Below are 19,523 nucleotides of genomic sequence, written 5' to 3'. Positions count from 1 at the left end.
GGAGGGTCACCCTCACCGTCGGCGCCCGACGGACGGGTTCTCGGCGTCGGTCGGCGCGGTCCCGCCGTCGGCCCGACCCGTCCCGTCGTCGGGATCGCGGTGGCAGCTTCGACAGCGCGTCTCGCCGGCGATGAGGCGGGTCCCGCAGGCCGGACAGCGGCGGCCGTCGAGGCCGGCGGTCGCCGACGCGAGGACGTCGGCCGGCGCCGGACGGGGCGCCTCGACCGCGCCGCGGGCCGCGAGGCGGTCGACGAGCGCGTCGTCTCGCAGCCAGGCGAGGAACCGCCAGAGCCCGAGGTAGAGGACGGTCGGGCCGACGATCGCGACTGCCGCGACCCCGAACCGGAAGGCGAGCTCGACCGTGCTACCGACACCCATACGATCTGTTCGGACCGGAAGCGATTGTAGCTGTCGGCGATCCCGCGAGACGTCACGGGCGCGAGCGGCGATCCCGGCGGGGGAGGCGCGGAAGCGAACGGCGGCGTGTCCCCTCAGGAGAGGTCGGCGAAGACGACGGCGTCGCAGTCGGCGCAGGCCCGGACGGGGCGCTCGGGGTTGCCGCTGACGCCGCCGGGGCCCCCGCAGCAGTTCCGCAGGGTCGTGTCGGTGACGTCGCCGCCGCAGACCGGGCAGGTGCGGACGAAGGTGCGAAGCGGCTCGGCCGCCTGCACCCGCAGCTCGTGTGAGAGGTCTCGGTCCGCCAGCGTCTCGATGGCGGCGGTCTCGGCGATCGCGACCGCCCGGCTCAGCCACGCGTCTCGGTCCCCGGCCAACAGCACCCGCTCGCCGTGGAACTCGCNGGCGATCGCGACCGCCCGGCTCAGCCACGCGTCTCGGTCCCCGGCCAACAGCACCCGCTCGCCGTGGAACTCGCCCTCGACCGAGTCGTGTGAGGCCGCCGCCGTGCGAGCGGCGAGCTCCCGGCCCGAGAGCGCCCGGAGCTCGGCCATCCGGTCCTCCCAGGCCGCCCGGAACGCGTCGTCGAGGTACAGCTGGTCGCCGTCGGGCGCGATGACGTCCGCGTCGACGAGCGCCGCCATCATGGCTTCGGGGTCGCGGTCGTCTGCGAGGGAGTCCGACTCGACGTCCGCGGTCGACCCCGACTCGACGCCCGCGGCCGGTCCGTGACCGAACGCCACGGGAAGCGGGTCGACGAGCGCGGGCGCGAACCGCGGCGTCCCCGGGACGACGTAGCCGCGGAGCGAGATGAGCGCGGCGCCGGCGGCGAGCGCGAGGACGCCGAGCGGACGGTTTCGGCGAGAGAGCGCAAACGCGGCGACGCCGACGATAGCGGCGTTGAGAGCGGTACACGGGAGACAGCGGTTTTCGCCGGTGTGCTCCGGTCGGCGGAGGCGGTCGGCGGTCCGACGGAGCGACTCGAATCCGGTCATCGCTCTGAACGCGGAGGCGCGGCGGGATAAATCTCCGGACCGAGCGAGCTCAGGCGCGGAGCGCGCTGTCACCGAGCGGCTCGCCGTAAACGAGGTGGTACGCGGTCGGGAACGCCGCGAGCCCACCCACCTGGACGACCGCGCCGAGCAGTGTGAGCCACCAGTTGCCGACGGCGGTAACGAGCGCGGCGACGCCCATCGATGATACGAGAAAGAGGAGGCTGAAGTACCCGACACGAAGCGGGAGCGAGGTCAGCTCGCTCCGTCGCGGCCACGCGCCGACGTCGACGGTGCGGTTCCGGAACTCAGCGACCGCGAGGCTCCCGGTGCCGATGGCGAGCAGCCCCGCCAGCGCCACCGCGTCGGGATACAGGTCCTGAAAGACCACCACGAGGGCGAACCCCGGCGACGAGAGGAAGGAGAGCTCCATCCCGCCGAAGAAGATCCCCTCCAACCAGTCGAAGAACCGCGTGTGCCACGCACTCATCGTTAGTCCGCGTGGATTTCGACCCCAGAAATATAAGTCGTTCGACGGCTCCGACGCTCGCTTTTCTCAATAATCGCATGAAACCCCTCGTGGAGGGCCAACGGGCGGGTGTTCGGATTCACTGCCGGTTATAATATATTTACTACAACACGGGTTGTTCCCATTAGCTATATTAATGATGAGGATTAACCACGACCGTAATGGTTCATCAAGATCCAGACGCGGGTGAAAGCGGAGTTTCGAGACGGAAGTTCCTCGGTGCGGCGGGCGCGACGGGCGCCGCGATGGGCGTCGCCGGCTGTCTCGGCGGCGGCGACGGCGGCGACGGCGGCGATCAGCCCATCCAGATGTCGATGGACGGGGAGTGGGCCGACGCGCAGGAGCCGGTCGTCGAGGCGCTGTACGAGGCCGGGCTCAGCGAGGACATCGACGTCGAGTTCCTCCCCGGCGACTTCGAGACGGGCGCGCGGCAGACGGACTTCACGTCGGCGCTGGACGCCGGGCGGTCGAGTCCGGACATCTTCATGATGGACTCCGGGTGGACGATCCCGTTCATCGTCCGCGAACAGCTGGTCAACCTCAGCGAGGAGCTGTCCTCGGACACGCTGGACTTCGTCCAGAACGACTACCTCTCCGCGGCGGTCAGCACCGCCAGTCACCCCGAGTCGGGCGACCTGTACGGGCTGCCGGTGTTCCCCGACTACCCGGTGATGCACTACCGAAAGGACCTCGTCGAGGACGCCGGCTACGACACGTCCGACTGGAGCACGGAGCCGATGACGTGGACCGAGTTCGCCGAGGTCGCCGCCGACGTCCTCGAGCAGAACCCCGACCTCGACTACGGGTACACCACCCAGGGAGGCGACTACGAGGGCACCTCCTGTTGTACGTTCAACGAGATGATGACCTCGATGGGCGGCGCGTACTTCGGCGACCACGAGAACCTGTTCGGGCCGGTCGGCGACCGGCCGATCACGGTCGACGAGGAGCCCCTCTACGAGACCATCAGGATGATGCGCTCGTTCATGTACGGGCCCGAGGAGGAGAACACCAACCCGGACATCCCGCAGATCAGCAACAGCGACCTCGTGGAGTTCACCGAGGAGCCTTCGCGTGAGCCGTTCACTGGCGGCGACGCCGCGTTCATGCGCAACTGGCCGTACGCGATCAACATCAACCTCGACGAGGGGTTCACGGCGGGCGAGGACTACGACGTGATGCCGATGCCGTACGGCGTCGAGGAGGGCGAGGGGAACTACGAGGGAACCGGCGGGACGAGCCACGCGCTCGGCGGGTGGCACCTCACCGTCAACCCGAACAGCCAGCGCCTCGACGACGCGATCGCGGTGCTTGAGGCGTTCGCCAACGAGGACGTGATGCTGACCGTCTTCGAGGAGCTTGGCAACCTGCCGCCGGTCGCCTCCGTCACGCAGGAGGCCACGGAGGAGCAGGTCGGCGACCTGGCGAACTTCCTCGACACGTTCGCCGTCGCCGCCGACAACACGGTGCCGCGGCCGGTGACGACGGCGTGGCCCGACGAGTCACCGCTCATCTCGGGCGAGGTCAGCGACGCGTACCGCGGCGAGAAGTCGCCGGAGGACGCCATGGCCGACCTCGAAGAAGAGCTCGCCAGCATCGAGAACGAAGGACAGTAACGACCGGAGGCACCCGTGACAACGAAACAAGACACCGACACGCGGCTGCTCATGCGACCGCTGAACTGGCTCGAAACCCAGAGCGAGGCGACGTTCGCCTACGTCCTGCTGGCGCCGGCGTTTCTGCTCTTGGCAGTCATCGCCTTTTACCCGCTGTTGCGGACGTTCTCGTTCTCGCTGCTCGCCGACCAGACGGCGGCGCCGACCCCGTTCGGCGAGTTCATCGGGTTCGACAACTACGTCGCCCTGCTGACGGGCGAGGCGCTGCTGCCGCAGCAGTTCCTCGACCCGTCGTTCGCGACGCCGATACTCCAGCAGGCGCTCTTCGTGACGCTCGCGTTCGCGATCCTCAGCGTGCTGTTCGAGACGCTGATCGGCTTCGGACAGGCGATCGTTCTCGACCAGGACTTCTACGGACGGCGTTGGGTCCGCGTCGCGATCATCATCCCGTACGCCATCCCCATCGTCATCCAGGCGATGATCTTCTACCTCATGTTCAACCCGACCGTCGGCTTCGCGGCGGACTTCATGCAGTCCATCGGCGTGTTCGGGAGCAACCCGCTGACGAACGCCACCGACTCGTTCATCATCGTGCTGGTGGCCGACATCTGGAAGACGTCGGCGTTCATGGCGCTGCTCATCCTCGCCGGGCTCCAGAGCATCGACCGCGGGCTCTACGACGTCGCTCGCGTCTCCGGGGCCTCGCCGTGGCAGCAGTTCAAGTACATCACGCTCCCGCTCATCGCGCCGGCGCTGCTCGTCGCGATGCTGTTCCGGACGATGGACGCGATGCGCATCTACGGCCTTATCGACGCGACGGCCGGCTGTCAGACGGTGCCGTCGATGAGCTGTCTGGTCATCACCGCGCTGCAGAACACCCGACGCTGGGCGACCGCGTCCGCGGTCGCGTTCCTGACGGCCGTCGTCATCGGCGTCCTGGTCCTGCTGTACCTGATTAGCCTGCGCGATACGGAGGCCGGTGTGACATGAGCGAGAAAGACCAAGCCGACCTGGCGGCGATGGAAAAAACCGACGAGCCCGACCTCGACCGCGGGATGGTGGAGGCGTGGGCCGCGAAGATGATATCGAACCCCGACCGGGCGTACAGAGCGACGTTCTACGTCGCGACCATCTTCTTCCTGGTCACTACGCTGTTCCCGTTCTACTGGCTGCTGATGGTGGCGCTGACGCCGCGGAACAGGCTCAGCAGCGTCGGCGTCCTCACGCCCGGCGGGTTCAACCCGGGGGCGTTCGTCGAGATCTTCACCACGCTCCCGTTCCACCGGTACATTTTCAACAGCTTCCTGATCGCGGTCGTGGCGACCGTCATCGTGTTGTTCGTCGCGAGCCTCGCCGGGTACGTCTTCGGCCGGCTCCGGTTCCGCGCGAAGAACGTGCTGTTGCTCAGCGTGCTCGTCACGTCCTTCTTCCCGCCCGCGGCCTTCTTCGTGCCGCTGAACCGGCTGTTCAATCGGAACATCGACATCCTGCGGCCGCTGATGCAGGACGGGTCGCTGTACAACACGCCGTACGCGATCTTCATCCCGCTGTCGGCGCTGTACCTCCCCCTGTCGATATTCATCCTGATGACGTTCTACTCGCAGATCCCCGACGGACTCGAGGATGCCGCCCGCGTCGAAGGGACGACGCGTCTCGGCGCGCTCTTCCGGATCATCGTGCCGCTGTCGGCACCGGGCGTGGCGACCGCCGGCGTGTTGACGTTCATCACCGTCTACAACGAGTACTTCTTCTCCTCGTTGATGACGGACGGGCGGCCACAGAGCTGGGCCCCGATGTTGGAGGGGATCTTACGCTTCCAAGGCGAGTTCGAGGTGCTGTTTAACCTCATGGCGGCAGCCAGTATCGTGGCGGTGTTGCCGGTCGCGATCCTCGTCATCGTCGCACAGGAGAAGATCGTCAGCGGACTGACCGCGGGGGCGGTCAAGGAGTAAACCATGGCATCCGTAACACTGCAAGATATCACGAAACAGTACGAGGACGTAACAGCCGTCGACGACATGAACCTCGAGATCCGCGACGGTGAGTTCATCACCTTCGTCGGACCCTCGGGGTGCGGGAAGTCGACAACGATGGAAACGATCGCCGGTCTCACCCTCCCGACCGAGGGGAGCATCAGCATCGGCGAGCGGGACGTCACGGACCTGCCCCCGAAAGACCGGGGCATCTCCATGGTGTTCCAGAACATCGCGCTGTTCCCGCACATGGACGTCTACGAGAACGTCTCCTTCGGGCTCCGGCTCCGGAAGTACGACCAGGAGGAGATCGACCGGCGCGTCGACCAGGCGGCCGACATCGTCCAGTTGGAGGGGATGATGGACCGGATGCCGAAGGAGATGTCTGGCGGACAGCGGCAGCGCGTCGCCATCGCTCGCGCGATCGTGCGCGAGCCGGACGTGTTCCTGATGGACGAGCCGCTGGCGAACCTCGACGCGGAGCTTCGCGTCCACATGCGCACGCAGCTCCAGCGGCTCCATCGCGAGCTCGACACGACGATCATCTACGTCACGCACGACCAGGCGCAGGCGATGACGATGTCCGACCGCATCGTCGTCATCAACGGCGGCGTGCTCCAGCAGGTGGCGCCGCCGCTGGAGTGTTACAACGAGCCGGCGAACCGATTCGTCGCCGGCTTCATCGGCTCGCCAGCGATGAACTTCCTCGAGGGCGAAGTCGTCGACGGCGGCTTCGAATCCGAGTACACGAACATCGACTTCGACCCCGGGACCCACGGCGTCTCGCCGGGACAGGAGATCACGGTCGGCGTCCGCCCCGAGGACGTGTTCCTCGAGGAGGATTCGCACAAGGCGGCCTCGCCGACGAAGGCGTTCGACGCCGTCGTCGACGTCCTCGAGCCGATGGGCAAGGAGATGAACGCCTACCTGCTGTTCGACCGCGAGGTGGAGGCGAGCGCAGAGGGGCGCGGCAAGGGACAGCTGCTCATCAACCTCGTGCCCGACACGGACATCGAGGAGGGAGACGACATCCGGATCGTGATGGACCGCGAGAACATCCACCTCTTCGACCGAGCGAGCGGCGACGCGATCACGCACTCGCTGGAGTGAGCGACGCGGCCGTCCGGCCGCTCCACCGGGCGCCGCGACCGACCGCACCGCGGATCCCTCTTTCAGTCACGCGACGACGGGAGCGTCGCCGCGGGGCAGGCGACGGCGCGCGTCACGGTTCCGAACTCAGACGATCGATTCGACCGTGATCCGGTGCGCCTCGACGGCCTCGACCATCGCCCCCCAGCCGCCGACCTCCACGGGGCCGTCGTCGGTCTCGACGACGAGTCCGACCTGCCCGCCGTAGCTCGCGATCGTCTCCGCGCCCACGTCGGCGTCGCCGGTGACCACGACGTCCGAGAGGACGCCCTCGACGACGCGGTCCGTGCCGGTGTCGGTGTCGGTCCCCTCGATCCGGACCCGGACCGTGTCGCCGTTCCGGAGGAGGGGAGCGAGGTCCCGGACGCAGTATCTGATGTCGATGTAGTCGATCGGCGGCTCGTCGTCGAGGGACGTGTAGATCGCCTCCCACGTGTCCCACTGGGTCGTCAGGAAGTACCAGTGGAACACGTACGTGTGGGTTCGGTCGTCGACGAGGACACCGTACTCGTTGGTCGAGCCCGCGTGCGGCGCGAAGCAGGTCCGCGTCCGGTCGACGATCACCACGAACGGGGAGGGGAGCCGACGGTGGCGCGCCTCCGAGCAAACGTCGACCAGGTCCTCGGGGTCGGGGAGGGCCTCGGTGTCGCCGTCCGGCGTGTGGATGGAGAGGTTGACCCGGACGCCGTTCTCGGTCGCGGCTCGCAGGGCGGGGCGGAGCCGCTCGAAGTGCTCGGCGCCGAGCGAGACGTTCACCTGCGTCTCGGCGTCGCGGATGAACTCGTCGGCGTTCTTGATCACCGTCTCGAAGCGGGTGACGATGCTGACGGTGGACTGCTCGACGGACGGCTCGTTCCAGCGGCGCTCGATCTCCTCGGTCGCCGCCGTGAACCGGTTCGCTCGCGTGCGGAGCTCGTCGGTGATCTCGTCGAGGCTGTTCGCGCGGGCGTACAGCGACTCCTGCTCGTATGTCTCGATGTAGCCCGCGCTCTCCAAGTCGCGCAACACGTCGTAGATCCGAGGGTCGGGCACCCCGCTGGCGTCGGCGACACGGGTGACGGGCGCGGCGCCGAGTTCGAGGACGGTCACGTAGGCGTCCGCCTGATACGGAGAGAGCCCGGCGTCTTTCAGCGTGTCGGTGAGTTCTGCGCGGTCCACGTTCATCCTCCGCACGCGGTCTCGGGGCGGGTCCCGCCGTCCGCGCGGTCGCGTCCCCCCGTCGCGCCCCGGCCGTCGGCGCGTTTTCGTCGGTGTCGCCCGATGTGTGATTCGGCCATGGTTTAGAGTACCACGGCCGTGATAAAACGTTTTATTTCCGCGACGGGAGGATCGGTGATCGACCGCCGTTCAGACTGCGAAGGCTTTATCCGGTCGATGTCGGAGGTGCCCGTATGCACGAGACGACGAGGAGCGACGGCGGTCGACCGCGGGCGCGGTGGACGAGAGAGCAGGCCGCGTCCATCGAGCGCCGCCGCGGGAACGTCGCGCCGGTGGCCGGCGCCCCCGAGACCGATCCCTTCCCCGAACTCCACGTCTGGGACACGTGGCTGCTCCGCGATCGACACGGCGAGCTCGCCGACGTCGACGGGTACCGGCTGGCGTTCTCGCTGAGCGCCCCGGCCGACTTCCTCCCGGGGAAGCGGCACGACGTGGCCGCGATCCGGTGTTTCTACTCGTCGGACGGGGAGCGGTGGCACGACGCCGGACCGGTCTTCGACGGCGGTGCGCTCGGCCAGCGGCAGTGGGCCGGCTCCGCGCTGTACGACGACGGCGACCTGTACCTCTACTACACCGCCGCCGGCGACGAGAGCGCCGACGAGATGACGTACACGCAGCGGATCGCGGTCGCGCACGGCGGCCAGGTGAGCGCCGGTGCCGACGGGATCGAACTCGCCGGCCCGTGGACCCACGAGACGCTGCTGACGCCCGACGGCGACTGGTACGAGACCGAAGCGCAGTCGCGCGGGATGATCTACACCTTCCGAGACCCGTGGTTCTTCGAGGACCCGGCGACCGGCGACACTCACCTCCTGTTCGAGGCGAACGCGCCCGCGCCGGAGCGACCGGGCGACGATCCGGAGACGACCTATCGCCGGGAGTTCAACGGCTGCGTCGGGATCGCGACGTCGCCGTCGGGCGACCCGCTCTCGTGGGAGCTCCGCCCGCCGCTACTCGACGCGGTCGGGGTGAACCAGGAGCTTGAGCGCCCGCACGTCGTCGTCGCCGACGGGCGCTACTACCTGTTCGTCTGCAGCCACGTCCACACGTTCGCGCCCGGCGTGACCGGCCCCGACGGGCTCTACGGCTTCGTTGCCGACGCGCTCGACGGCGAGTACCGCCCCCTGAACGGCTCCGGGCTGGTCGCCACGAACCCGCCGGCGGCGCCGTTTCAGGCGTACTCGTGGATGGCGTTCGCGCACGACGAGGAGGTGCTCGTGCAGAGCTTCCGCAACTACTACGACTTCGCGGGCGACTCGCTCGACGCGATCGCCGACCTCCCGGAGGCCGAGCAGCGCGAGCGGTTCGGCGGGACGCTCGCGCCGACGCTCCGGCTCGCGCTCGAGGGCGACCGGACCCGGCTCCTCGGCGTCCTCGGCGCGTGGCGGATCCCGGCCCCGGACGAGCCGCTCCCGCCCGCCGACGGGTCCGTCCTCCCGAGCGGCGACGCGCTGCGCGGAGAGATCCCCGAGGGAGGGACGGTCGGCGGCTACGCCGCGTCGGTCGGCGGGAGCGGAGGCGCTCTCGACGGCGACGGAAGAGACACGCGCGACGGCGGGGAGACGAACTGACCCGTTAGTCCGAGTCGTCGGTCGGTATCGCCTCGCCCATCGCCCACGCCGAGAGCGACGAGATCGACGCGCGGCCCCCCTCGGCGACGGCCGAGACCCCCACGGCGTCCTCGCGGGTCGGGTACACCCGGCTGGTCAGGCAGTGGCGGCCGTTCGCGTAGAGCTCGATCACGGACCGGTCGAGGAACACCCGCAGCGAGAGCGGCTCGTCGTACGGCGGGACCGCCATCGACTGCGCGTCGGCGAACGCGTGGCCGTCGCCGCTCGACGGCGCGCGGTCGACCGAGAGCGTGCCGTCGCGCTCGTAGCGGATGGGCGTGTGTTCGGCCCGGTCCGGCGTCTCGAACACCGACAGCTCGACCGCCTCGGCGTCGTCGAGCGCGATCGCCGCCTCGATCTCGATCGCCGCGCCCGAGACGTCGAGCCGTCGGCGCTCGTCCGGCGCGAGCGCGACCGTTTCGTCCGCGACGAGCCGCTCGGTCCGGAGGTCGGCCACCTCGTCGGCGGGACGCTGGCGGAGGTCGCCGTCGGGACCGGTCTCGATCACCCGGGGGAGCGAGAGCGCGCCCGACCAGCCGGCGTCCCACTGCGCGTCCACGTCGCGGGCCTCGGGGAGCCAGCCCCACGTGAGCGAGCGGTCGCCGTCGTCGAGCGACTGCGGCGCGTAGAAGTCGCCGTGGTCGAGCAGGCCCTCGGACTCGACGACGAACTCGTCGTCCTCGACGGTTCCGAGGAAGTAGACGACGTTCTCGTAGTCGGAGACGTGGAGGAGCCGCCGGTCGCCCAGATCGAGCAGTTCGGGGCACTCCCACACCGCGCCGGTGTCGGGTCCGCCGGCGAGCAGGGGGCCCTCGTAGGTCCAGTCGGTGAGCGTCTCGGAGGTGTACAGCAGGGCGGCGCCGCCGCCGTCCGCGAGACCGGTGCCAACGAGGTGGTGCCAGCGCCCGCCCTCGCGCCAGACGTTGTGGTCGCGGAACTCGGCGCGCCAGTGCTCCGTCTCGAGCACGTCGAGGTCGGCCGGGGGCGACTCGATGACGGGGTTGCCCCCGTACTTCTCCCACGTCCGGAGTCCCGGGTCGTCGGTCGTCGCGAGACACGGGAGCTGGTCGCGGCCGTTTCCGCCCGTGTACAGCAGCGTCGGGGTGCCGTCGTCGTCGACGGCGCAGCCCGACCAGCAGCCGTCGCGATCGGGGCCGTCGGGCGACGGCGAGAGCGCGACCGGCTCGTCGCGCCACGTCGCGAGGTCGTCGCTGACGGCGTGGCCCCAGTGGATCGTGTTGTGGAACGGGCCGGCTGGGTTGTACTGGTAGAACACGTGATACCGCCCGTCCCACCGGATCAGCCCGTTCGGGTCGTTCAGCCAGTTCGCGGGCGGCGTGAGGTGGTACTTCGGCCGCCCACCGGGGCCGTCCTCGCCGGCGTCGGCGACGCGCTCGCGGAGGCGGCGCATGTCGACCGCGTCGGTCGGCCGGCCGGGCGTCCCGTCGTCGACGGCGAGGCTCCGGAGGCAGCCGGCGACGAGCCGGTCGCGCGTCTCGGCGAGCCGATCGGTCGCCGGGTCGTCGCCCGCCGCCGGCGGCTCGGCGAACAGGACCGGCGCGCCGAGTCCGATGACCGCGCCATCGCCGGCGCTCCACGAGACCGCAGTCATCTGGTCCGGGAGCTCCGCGTCGCCGCGGACGGTCGAAGCGAGCACCTCGCCGCGCTCGGGGAGCACCCGCTCGTAGCGGACCGCGGGGACCGTGCCGCGGGCGCGGAGCGGGTGGCGGAGCCCCTCCAGCGACGCCAGCGCCGGGTGGTCGGCGTACGCCGACCGCCACAGGACCCCGGTCGGCTCGGCGAGGGACTCGTCGCCGACGCGGTCGGGCGGAACCGACTCGACCGAGAGCCGGTCGACCGAGGCCATCGCGGCGAGCGTCAGGAGGAGGCCGCCGCCGTCGGCGAGGAAGCCGTCGATCGCCGCCGCCGCGTCGTCGAGCGGGTCCGCGTCGGGGTACGGCGCCGCGCGGTGCCACCAGAGGACGTCGAACCGCCGGATCGGGTCGTCGCGGTCACCGACGCCGGGGCCCGGGTACGAGCCGCCGAGCGATTCCCTGGCGTCCGGGTCGGCGGCCGGCGAGTCGGCCGTCGGCGGCTCGACAGAGAGGGGATCGCCCGCGTCGGGATCCGTGGCGGTCGCCCGGCCGGCACCGACCGCGGCCGCCGCGACCGCGTCGAACCGGACGACCTCGGCGGCGACCCCCTCCCGGGCGTCGAGCCACTCGAACGCGGCGCGCTGCTCGTCGGAGAGGCCCCCAGCGGCGAGCACGCCGACACGGAACGGCGACTCAGTCATAAGCGTACTCACTCGATAGCGAGTCAAAACCGTGTCGCCCCGGCGGCCGTCGCGGATCGATCCGACGGGGAAGTCCCCGTAATCGGGGGGAGCGGTCGGGGAACGCGGCGAGACGGCGCAACCGCAGGCGGGCCCGTTCCACCGGAGGCGGCGCGTGATGTAACCGTTAGCGACAACGACCGGCGGCGATTCGCCGGCAGGGTTTTTACCGTGCGAACGGAAGACGTTCGCATGAGTACCGAAACGGTCGACACTGGGGGCGACCCGGCGATCGAGGTGACTGCGGACGCCGCGGACGAGGCGCTCTCGCTACTGGAGGGTGAGGGCCTCGACACGGAGGTGGCCGGGCTCCGACTGTTCGTTCAGCAGGGCGGCTGCGCGGGCCTCTCGTACGGGATGCGGTTCGACACGGAACCGGAAGACGACGACCTCGTGGTCGAGCACCACGGGCTTCGCGTGTTCGTCGATCCAGCGAGCCGGAACTACATCGGCGGGAGCAAGCTCGACTACGAGCACGGCCTGCAGGCCGCCGGCTTCGAGGTCGAGAACCCGAACGTCGTCTCCGAGTGCGGCTGCGGCGAGTCCTTCCGGACGTAGGCGGTCGAGTCACGCTTTTAAGCGGTTCCGACCGGTACGGACTGGCATGAGTCTCAACGCGGCGACGACGGGCGACGGAGAGCGGGTGTACACCGACCGGACACAGGTCGAGCGTGGGTCCGAGGGGCCGTTCTACGTCGTGTTCGCAGACGCCGACGGGGCCTCGCGGTGGGGGTTCCGCTGTGGCAACTGCGGCTCGTTCGACACCGCGATGGACACGATGGGCCGGATCCAGTGTACGGAGTGCAGCAACTTCCGGAAGCCGGACGAGTGGGACGCCGCCCACGAGTAGCGAGGCGAGCCACGAGTGGCGTGGGGAGAAGCGACAGCCCGCGATCCCCGAGTGGCGGGGCTCGGTGCCCGAGCGACCGGGATCGCGGGTGGTCGAAATCGTGAGAAAGTTTATCACGGAAGCCGGCCAATATCGGGGTAGATGGCCACTGCGAGCATCCCACCGACGACGGAGGCCAGAGACGTCTTTCGTGAACTCGGGTACACCGTCTCCGATGGCGGACAGGAGTTCGTCGCGGAGCGGAAATGGCGGCGCGTGCTCGTGACCGTGTTGTGTATGGAGGACGACAATCTCGACCCGTATCTGGCCGACGGCGGCGACGCCCCGCGGCTCCGCTGTTTCGTCACGTGGCTCGATCGGGCGGGTGACCTGCGGGACCGACTCGTTTCGAAGAAGCCCCCGTACGACTGGGCGGTCATCGGCATCGAGGCCGACGGCAAGGACTTCGCGGTGATGGAAGGCGCGCCCGGCAGCCCCTGAATCCGGCCGACTCACCGCCCTCCCGCGGTCTCGCGTCGCACCGCGATCCCCAACGGTTTTGCGTCGCTCCGAAGTGGGTCCGTGCATGGTCGAGGGAACAATCCTTCCGGGCGACGCGAGCCGGGAGTGGTGGCGGGAGGCTGTCGTCTACGAGATCTATCCGCAGAGCTTCAACGACAGCGACGGCGACGGGATCGGCGACCTGCAGGGGATCGCGGAGAAGGTCGAGTACCTCGACGAGCTCGGGGTCGACGCCGTGTGGCTGACGCCGATATACGACTCCCCGCACGCCGACAACGGCTACGACGTCCGCGACTACCGGTCGGTCCTCGAGGAGTTCGGAACGATGGCCGACTTCGAGGCGCTGCTGGAGTCGCTCCACGAGCGGGACATCAAAGTGGTCCTCGACATCGTCCTCAACCACACCTCCGACGAACACGAGTGGTTCCAGCGGTCGCGACGGGAGGAGGACGGCTACGAGTCGTTCTACCACTGGGTCGACGGCGACCCGGACGAGCCGCCGAACAACTGGACGACCGGGTTCGGGGGCTCGGCGTGGACCTACGACGAGGTGCGGGGCGCGTGGTACCTCCACCTCTTCGACGAGAAGCAGCCGGACCTCAACTGGCGGACCCCCGCGGTCCGCGACGCGATGCACGACGCCGTCCGCTTCTGGCTCGAGAAGGGGGTCGACGGCTTCCGGCTGGACGTGTTCAACGTCATGTCCAAGCCCGAGGGGTACCCCGACGGCGACCCGGACGAGGACTGGGTCGGGATCGAGCAGTTCGCCAACGGGCCGCGGATCCACGAGTACCTCCGCGGCCTGTCCGAGGACGTCCTCTCGGAGTACGACGCCATGACGGTCGGAGAGGGGATGGACCTCTCGCCGCGGGACGCGAAGCGGTACTGCGGCCCGTCCGGCGACGGGCTCAGCATGACGTATCACTACGGTCACACCTCGCTGGACGTCGGCGAGGGCGGCTGGTGGGACGTCGTCGACTGGGAGGTCTCGGAGGTGCGGTCCGTCCTCAGCGACTGGGCCCGGGCGCTGGAGCTGACCGACGCGTGGAACACGGTGTACCTCGGGACCCACGACACCCCGCGGATCGTCTCCCGGTTCGGCAACGACGACCGCTACCGCTACGAGTCGGCAACGCTCCTGGCGACGCTCCTGTTGACGATGCCGGCGACGCCGTTCCTCTTCCAGGGCGACGAGATCGGCATGACGAACTACCCGTGGTCCGCCCGCAGCGAGATGCGCGACGCCGACGCGACCAGCCGCGTTGACGCCGCCCTCGAGTCGGGCGCGATCGACTCGTTCGGGGCGGCCGAGGACGTGGTCCGCTACCGCTCGCGCGACAACGCCCGCACGCCGGTGCAGTGGAGCGACGGCGAGCACGCCGGCTTCACCGACGGGGAGCCGTGGATTCCGGTCAATCCGGACCGCGACCGCGTCAACGTCGCGGCCGACCGCGACCGCGACGACTCGATATTCGGATTTTACAGCAACCTGATCGACGTCCGCGGCGATTCGGAGCCGCTCCGGTACGGCGTCTACGACCTCCTGACCGAGGACCACCCGCGCGTGTGGTCGTACACCCGTCGGACCGACGACGAGGCGGTCTTGGTCGCGGTGAACTGGGCCGGTCGGACGTCGCGGGTCGACCTCGGCTCCGCGGGGGCGGTCGAATCGGTGCTGGCGTGCAACTACGACGATCCTGGAACGGACCTCGGTTCGGTCGCCCTGCGGCCGTACGAGGCGCGGGTGTACCGGCTGGCGTAGCCGCCCCGGACCGAACGTATATTACCTCACAGAGTGACGATATATCCGCCGGGCGTGTGAGGCTGTGCGCCGGGTCTAAACACGGTGATAACACATGGTTTTCAAGAAAGTCACGCTGATCGGAACGAGCGACGAGAGCTTCGACGCGGCGGCCGACGACGCGATCGATCGCGCCGAAGACACGCTGGAGAACGTGTACTGGGCGGAGGTAGAGGAGTTCGGCGTCGAACTGAAGGACGCGGAGCGAGAGTATCAGGCAGAGGTCGAAGTCGCGTTCGAACTCGAGAACTGAGACCGGTTCGCGTCTCGGCACGCGGCAGGGCCGACTTTTTACGGAGAATCGAGGAGAAAGCCTCGTGCTTTAGCGCGGGGATGAATCCGACACTACCCTTCACAGTCCACTGTTCGATGGCACGGCTGGATATTCCACGCAGCTCCAATACACACCTTCAAGTAGGTTTGTCTACATAGATTACGTATGGCGAAACGGGTCGTCACACGCACCTACACTGCTTCCATACGGAACCAGTCTCGGGTGCAAGACGACCTTGATTCGCTCGGGTTCGCAGCCAGTAAGCTCTGGAACGTCGGCCGGTGGACATGCAGCCGAATCTGGGATGAAATCGGTCACATCCCAAACCACAATGAACTCACCACGTACCTGAAGTCACACGAACGCTATGATGACTTGCATTCGCAGTCAAGTCAGCGAGTCCTTCAAGAACTCGCTGAGGCGTTCAACGGTTGGTACGGCAAACGGCAAAACGGAGATGCAAAAGCGAACCCGCCCGGCTACCGCAAACACGGCGACGAACACCCCCGTTCGACGGTAACGTTCAAAACCGCTGGCTTCAAACTCGACACCCAGTACAACCGAGTTCGACTCTCAAAAGGATCGAACCTGAAAGAGTACTGGTCGGATTTTGTCCTGTGTAAGTACCAAACTCGCCCCGACGTTGACCTCTCCGCCGTGGAGAACGTCCAACAAGCCAAGATTGTGTGGACGGGCGACGAATGGGAACTACACTTCGTCTGTAAGGTCGAGGTCGACGTGGCTGACGCCCCCGGTGAGAAGACGGTGGGTGTTGATCTCGGTATCAACAACTTTGCCGCACTCGCGTATGAAGACGGTCACAGCGAGCTGTACCCACTGAACTGCTTGAAACAAGACGACTACTACTTCAGCAAGCGAATCGCTCGGTGTAACGACTCGGACTCCGAGCAGGCCACTCGGCTGAACCAGAAGAAGTCGGCTCGCCGCACCCACTACTTCCACACCCTCTCGAAACACATCGTCCAGCGGTGTGTTGAGGAAGGTGTTGGAACTATCGTGGTGGGCGATCTCTCCGGCGTCCGTGAGAATGAGGAGAACGGCAAGTCAACGGACTGGGGGAAACACGGCAATCTTGACCTACACTCGTGGGCGTTCGACCGGTTCACCGACCTCCTCGACTACAAAGCCGAGATGGAAGGTATAGCGGTTGAGCAAGTATCTGAGCGGGATACCTCAAAGTCGTGTTCCTGCTGTGGCCGGAAGCGTGATGCGAACCGTGTTGAACGTGGACTGTATGTCTGCGATGAGTGCGGTACAGTGGCGAACGCAGATGTGAACGGCGCTGAGAACATTCGACAGAAAGTATCTCCGAGTTCACCGAATCTGTCGGTGAATAGGAGTAACGGCTGGTTGGCACAGCCATCGACGTTCCTGTTTGACAAGGAAGCTGGCGCATTCGCGCCTCAAGAACAGGTTACGTCGTAAACCACAATATCCCAACCCAGCGGTGCGGTGCCGTGGGAATCCTCGCGCTTCAGCGCGGGGAGGATGTCAACTATTGATCGGGAGTGTGAGAGTCTCAGGAGTTCGTTTATAGGTAGTTGACGACAGATCGATAGTGACGGCCCCAAAAGCCCCAACCGCTCGGCAATACGTGATCAGTGACTCCCCGGTGACGGCCCCCAAAGCCCCAGCCGATCGGTTATAGATCGTTGACAGCGGATCAATGGTGAGGGCCTCCAAAGCCCCAGCCTCATCGCCGGCGGCTCCGCCGCCGGCTTCCAGAGGCGCTTCGCGCCTCGCTGCCGCTCGCTTCGCTCGCGGCGTCCCTCGCGCGTGCTGACTCCGGGCCGATGGCCCGCTCGCAGGCACGCGCCGGCCGCACAGTCATTTATAAATAATTTCCGAGGCGCCCACCTATTTATCCGACCGCCACCACGGACCGCCAATGACTGCGTCACGCGCGCCGACGGAGCCCGACGTTCGGGAGTTCGAGGCGACGGTCGAATCGGTCGATGGCCGCGGAGTCGTCCTCGACGAGACGTACTTCTACGCCGAGTCCGGCGGACAGCCGGCTGATCGAGGAACGATCGACGGGGCCCTCGTCGCCGACGTGACCGAGCGCGACGGCCGAGTGGTCCACGTCCTCGACGACGCCGAGACGGTTCCCGAGGCCGGCGAGACGGTGTCGGCGATCGTCGACGACGCGTTCAGGACCTACTGCACCCGCGCGCACACGGCCTCGCACGTCCTCTACGGCGCGGCGCGCCGCACCTGCGAGGACCTCGGCTACGCCGGCTTCGACATCTCCGAGACGAAGGTTCGGGTCGACCTGACGACCGCGGAGCCGCTCGACGACGCGGACCTCGTCGAGCTGGAGCGGCTCGCGAACCGCGCCGTCTGGGACTCCCTGCCGGTGTCGTGGGAGACGCTCCCCGAGGACGAGGCGCGGGCGCTCGACGGGATCGCGTTCAACACGAAGACCGAGGAGGGCGCAATGAGCGGGAGCGAGGCGGTCCGCGTCGTGACGGTGGGCGAGCGCGGCGGGGCGCGCGACGAGGAGGGCGCGCCGACGTGGGACGTGGCCGCCTGCGGCGGGACCCACGTCCGGAACACCAGCGAGATCGGTCCGATCTCCGTGCTCGACCGGTCGAACCCCGGCGAGGGCGTGACTCGAGTGGAGTTCGCGGTGGGGCCGACCGCGATCGACCACGAGGCCGCGGTCCACGCGGCGGCGCTCGACGCCGCCGCGGCGCTCGACGCGCGGATCGGCGACCTGCCGGACGCGGTCGACCGACTCCGCGACCAGGCCGACCGGCTCGAAGCCGACCTCCAAGCCGCCACAGTCGACCTGCTCACCGCGCGCCTGCGCGAGTTCCCGGTCGGCGAGGCCGACGCGGACGGCGCGACGTGGGCGGTCGGGACGGTGGGTGACGCCGACCCGAACGACCTGCGCGAGCCGGCGCAGCGCGTCCTCGCCGCGGCGGACGCCCCCGACGCGATCGCGGCGGTCGGGACGGGCGACGCGCCGTTCGTGGTCGCCGCGGTCGCGGACGAGGCGGTCGGCGGGGCCGGCGACGATGACGGCGAAGAGGACGACGACGCCCCCGACGCCGGCGATGTCGTGGCCGCCGTCACCGACGAGTTCGGCGGCGGGGGCGGCGGCGGCCCGACGTTCGCGCAGGGCGGCGGGCTCGACGCCGACCCGGAGAGCGTCGTCGCGTGGCTCCGCGACCGATGACCGGGAAGCTCGGTCCGGAGGCGCTCGCGGAGGTGCTCGCGGCGACCGGCGCCGACGACGCCGCTGTCGACGTGGGAGCCGCCTACGGCGAGGACGCGGCGGCGATCGACCTCGCGGGCGCGGCGTCGACCCTCGTCGTCGCCGCCGACCCGCTGTCGCTGGCGGCGGACGCGGTCGGAGAGCTGGCGGTCCACGTCGCCTGCAACGACGTGGCCGCGAGCGGCGCGGACCCGCGGTGGCTCACGCACACGCTCTTTCTCCCCGACGACGACCCCGCCCGGCGGCGGACCGTCACGGAGCAGGTCGACGGGACCGCCCGCGACCTTGGCGTCGCGATCGTCGGCGGCCACACCGAGGTGTTGCCGTCGCTGGAGCGCCCGCTCTGTTCGATGACCGCGCTCGGCACCACGGACCGGTTCGTGTCGAGCGGCGGTGCCGAGCCGGGCGACCGGCTCCTGCTCACGAAGGGCGCCGGCATCGAGGCGACCGCGATCCTCGCGACCGACTTCCGCGAGGAGTGCGCCGAGGCCGGGGTCCCGGAGGAGACGCTCGACGCGGCCGCCGGCTTCCTCGGCGACGTGAGCGTCGTCCCCGACGGGGCCGCCGCGCGCGACGCCGCGACCGCCATGCACGACCCGACCGAGGGCGGCCTGTTGACCGCCCTCGTCGAGACCGCGAACGCGAGCGGGACCGTCCTGTCGGTGGAGCGCGACCGGGTCCCGGTTCGACCCGAAACGCGGGCCTGCTGCGGCGCGCTCGGCGTCGACCCGCTGGCGACGTTCGGCTCCGGCGCGCTACTGGCGGCGGTCCCCCCTGAGCGCGTCGACGAGGCGACCGACGCGCTGGCGGCCGCCGGGATCGACGCCGACGAGATTGGCGAGGTGCGGGCCACCGACGACGAGGGCGACGGCGACGGCGCCCCGGCTGACGGCGACGGACCCGGCGCCGGGGCCGTCCTCCTCGACGGCGACCGGATCGACGAGGCGCCGCGCGACGAGCTGTACCCCCTGTGGGAGTAGGAGAGACGAGACCGACGTGACCGGACCCACCCCCGATCGCTCACCTTTTTCAGTGTGA

General features: G+C 68.8%; 17 protein-coding genes. 13 read left to right on the top strand and 4 right to left on the bottom strand.

What is annotated here, in order from left to right:
• Nucleotides 1–12 precede the first annotated feature (12 nt).
• Both C468_RS03175 and C468_RS03165 read right to left on the bottom strand, forming a co-directional pair.
• On the bottom strand, nucleotides 13–378 hold the full coding sequence (locus C468_RS03175) for a hypothetical protein (protein ID WP_008847434.1): 366 nt from the start codon (nucleotides 376–378) through the stop codon (nucleotides 13–15).
• Nucleotides 379–1,440: 1,062 nt separating this feature from the next.
• A complete protein-coding gene (locus C468_RS03165; protein ID WP_008847432.1) occupies nucleotides 1,441–1,878 on the bottom strand; it encodes a hypothetical protein in 438 nt (145 codons plus the stop codon).
• A gap of 200 nt (nucleotides 1,879–2,078) precedes the next feature.
• Here C468_RS03165 and C468_RS03160 point away from each other — a divergent pair, with 200 nt between their 5' ends.
• From C468_RS03160 to C468_RS03145, 4 genes are read left to right on the top strand one after another with little or no spacing between them, the layout of a single operon-like run.
• The gene (locus C468_RS03160; RefSeq protein ID WP_080510602.1) at nucleotides 2,079–3,533 is read left to right on the top strand and encodes an extracellular solute-binding protein; all 1,455 of its coding nucleotides are present in this window, start codon (nucleotides 2,079–2,081) and stop codon (nucleotides 3,531–3,533) included.
• A 51-nt stretch (nucleotides 3,534–3,584) separates the two neighbouring features.
• On the top strand, nucleotides 3,585–4,523 hold the full coding sequence (locus C468_RS03155; RefSeq protein ID WP_206536736.1) for a carbohydrate ABC transporter permease: 939 nt from the start codon (nucleotides 3,585–3,587) through the stop codon (nucleotides 4,521–4,523).
• Complete coding sequence (locus tag C468_RS03150; RefSeq protein WP_008847429.1) at nucleotides 4,520–5,485, top strand: carbohydrate ABC transporter permease; 966 nt, start codon at nucleotides 4,520–4,522, stop codon at nucleotides 5,483–5,485. The genes C468_RS03155 and C468_RS03150 overlap by 4 nt, the downstream gene beginning before the upstream one ends.
• Before the next feature lie 3 nt (nucleotides 5,486–5,488).
• Nucleotides 5,489–6,616, top strand: a complete 1,128-nt coding sequence (locus C468_RS03145; protein ID WP_049911960.1) for an ABC transporter ATP-binding protein — start codon at nucleotides 5,489–5,491, stop codon at nucleotides 6,614–6,616.
• A gap of 126 nt (nucleotides 6,617–6,742) precedes the next feature.
• Here C468_RS03145 and C468_RS03140 read toward each other — a convergent pair whose 3' ends face one another.
• Complete coding sequence (locus C468_RS03140; RefSeq protein ID WP_008847427.1) at nucleotides 6,743–7,819, bottom strand: TrmB family transcriptional regulator; 1,077 nt, start codon at nucleotides 7,817–7,819, stop codon at nucleotides 6,743–6,745.
• 227 nt (nucleotides 7,820–8,046) lie between these two features.
• Between C468_RS03140 and C468_RS03135 the strand changes: the two genes are divergently transcribed.
• Nucleotides 8,047–9,444 carry a glycoside hydrolase family 68 protein gene (locus C468_RS03135; protein ID WP_008847426.1) on the top strand — a complete coding sequence of 466 codons (1,398 nt, stop codon included), beginning with the start codon at nucleotides 8,047–8,049 and terminating at the stop codon, nucleotides 9,442–9,444.
• 4 nt (nucleotides 9,445–9,448) lie between these two features.
• On the opposite strand, the gene C468_RS03130 is transcribed toward C468_RS03135, so the two are convergent.
• Entirely contained in the window at nucleotides 9,449–11,779 is a 2,331-nt protein-coding gene (locus tag C468_RS03130) for a glycoside hydrolase family 32 protein (RefSeq protein WP_008847425.1), read from the bottom strand.
• Between the two features lie 231 nt (nucleotides 11,780–12,010).
• Between C468_RS03130 and C468_RS03125 the strand changes: the two genes are divergently transcribed.
• The 8 genes from C468_RS03125 to C468_RS03090 all read left to right on the top strand — a co-directional run bounded on the left by C468_RS03125 (nucleotide 12,011) and on the right by C468_RS03090 (nucleotide 19,465).
• Nucleotides 12,011–12,376 carry a HesB/IscA family protein gene (locus C468_RS03125; RefSeq protein WP_008847424.1) on the top strand — a complete coding sequence of 122 codons (366 nt, stop codon included), beginning with the start codon at nucleotides 12,011–12,013 and terminating at the stop codon, nucleotides 12,374–12,376.
• A gap of 46 nt (nucleotides 12,377–12,422) precedes the next feature.
• Nucleotides 12,423–12,668 (top strand): DUF5816 domain-containing protein, encoded by a 246-nt coding sequence (locus C468_RS03120; protein WP_008847423.1) that lies wholly within the window; start codon nucleotides 12,423–12,425, stop codon nucleotides 12,666–12,668.
• A 141-nt stretch (nucleotides 12,669–12,809) separates the two neighbouring features.
• A complete protein-coding gene (locus tag C468_RS03115) occupies nucleotides 12,810–13,148 on the top strand; it encodes a DUF7116 family protein (RefSeq protein WP_008847422.1) in 339 nt (112 codons plus the stop codon).
• 85 nt (nucleotides 13,149–13,233) lie between these two features.
• On the top strand, nucleotides 13,234–14,931 hold the full coding sequence (locus tag C468_RS03110; protein WP_008847421.1) for a glycoside hydrolase family 13 protein: 1,698 nt from the start codon (nucleotides 13,234–13,236) through the stop codon (nucleotides 14,929–14,931).
• 94 nt (nucleotides 14,932–15,025) lie between these two features.
• Entirely contained in the window at nucleotides 15,026–15,223 is a 198-nt protein-coding gene (locus C468_RS03105) for a dodecin (RefSeq protein ID WP_008847420.1), read from the top strand.
• A gap of 186 nt (nucleotides 15,224–15,409) precedes the next feature.
• Nucleotides 15,410–16,690 (top strand): RNA-guided endonuclease InsQ/TnpB family protein, encoded by a 1,281-nt coding sequence (locus C468_RS03100; protein ID WP_008847419.1) that lies wholly within the window; start codon nucleotides 15,410–15,412, stop codon nucleotides 16,688–16,690.
• 463 nt (nucleotides 16,691–17,153) lie between these two features.
• Complete coding sequence (locus C468_RS03095) at nucleotides 17,154–18,446, top strand: alanyl-tRNA editing protein (protein WP_008847418.1); 1,293 nt, start codon at nucleotides 17,154–17,156, stop codon at nucleotides 18,444–18,446.
• A complete protein-coding gene (locus tag C468_RS03090) occupies nucleotides 18,443–19,465 on the top strand; it encodes an AIR synthase family protein (protein WP_008847417.1) in 1,023 nt (340 codons plus the stop codon). The genes C468_RS03095 and C468_RS03090 overlap by 4 nt, the downstream gene beginning before the upstream one ends.
• The last annotated feature ends 58 nt before the right edge of the window (nucleotides 19,466–19,523 follow it).

It is taken from the genome of Halorubrum kocurii JCM 14978 (assembly GCF_000337355.1).
In the GTDB taxonomy this organism is placed as follows: domain Archaea; phylum Halobacteriota; class Halobacteria; order Halobacteriales; family Haloferacaceae; genus Halorubrum; species Halorubrum kocurii.
This window is presented reverse-complemented; position numbering and strand designations above follow the sequence as displayed.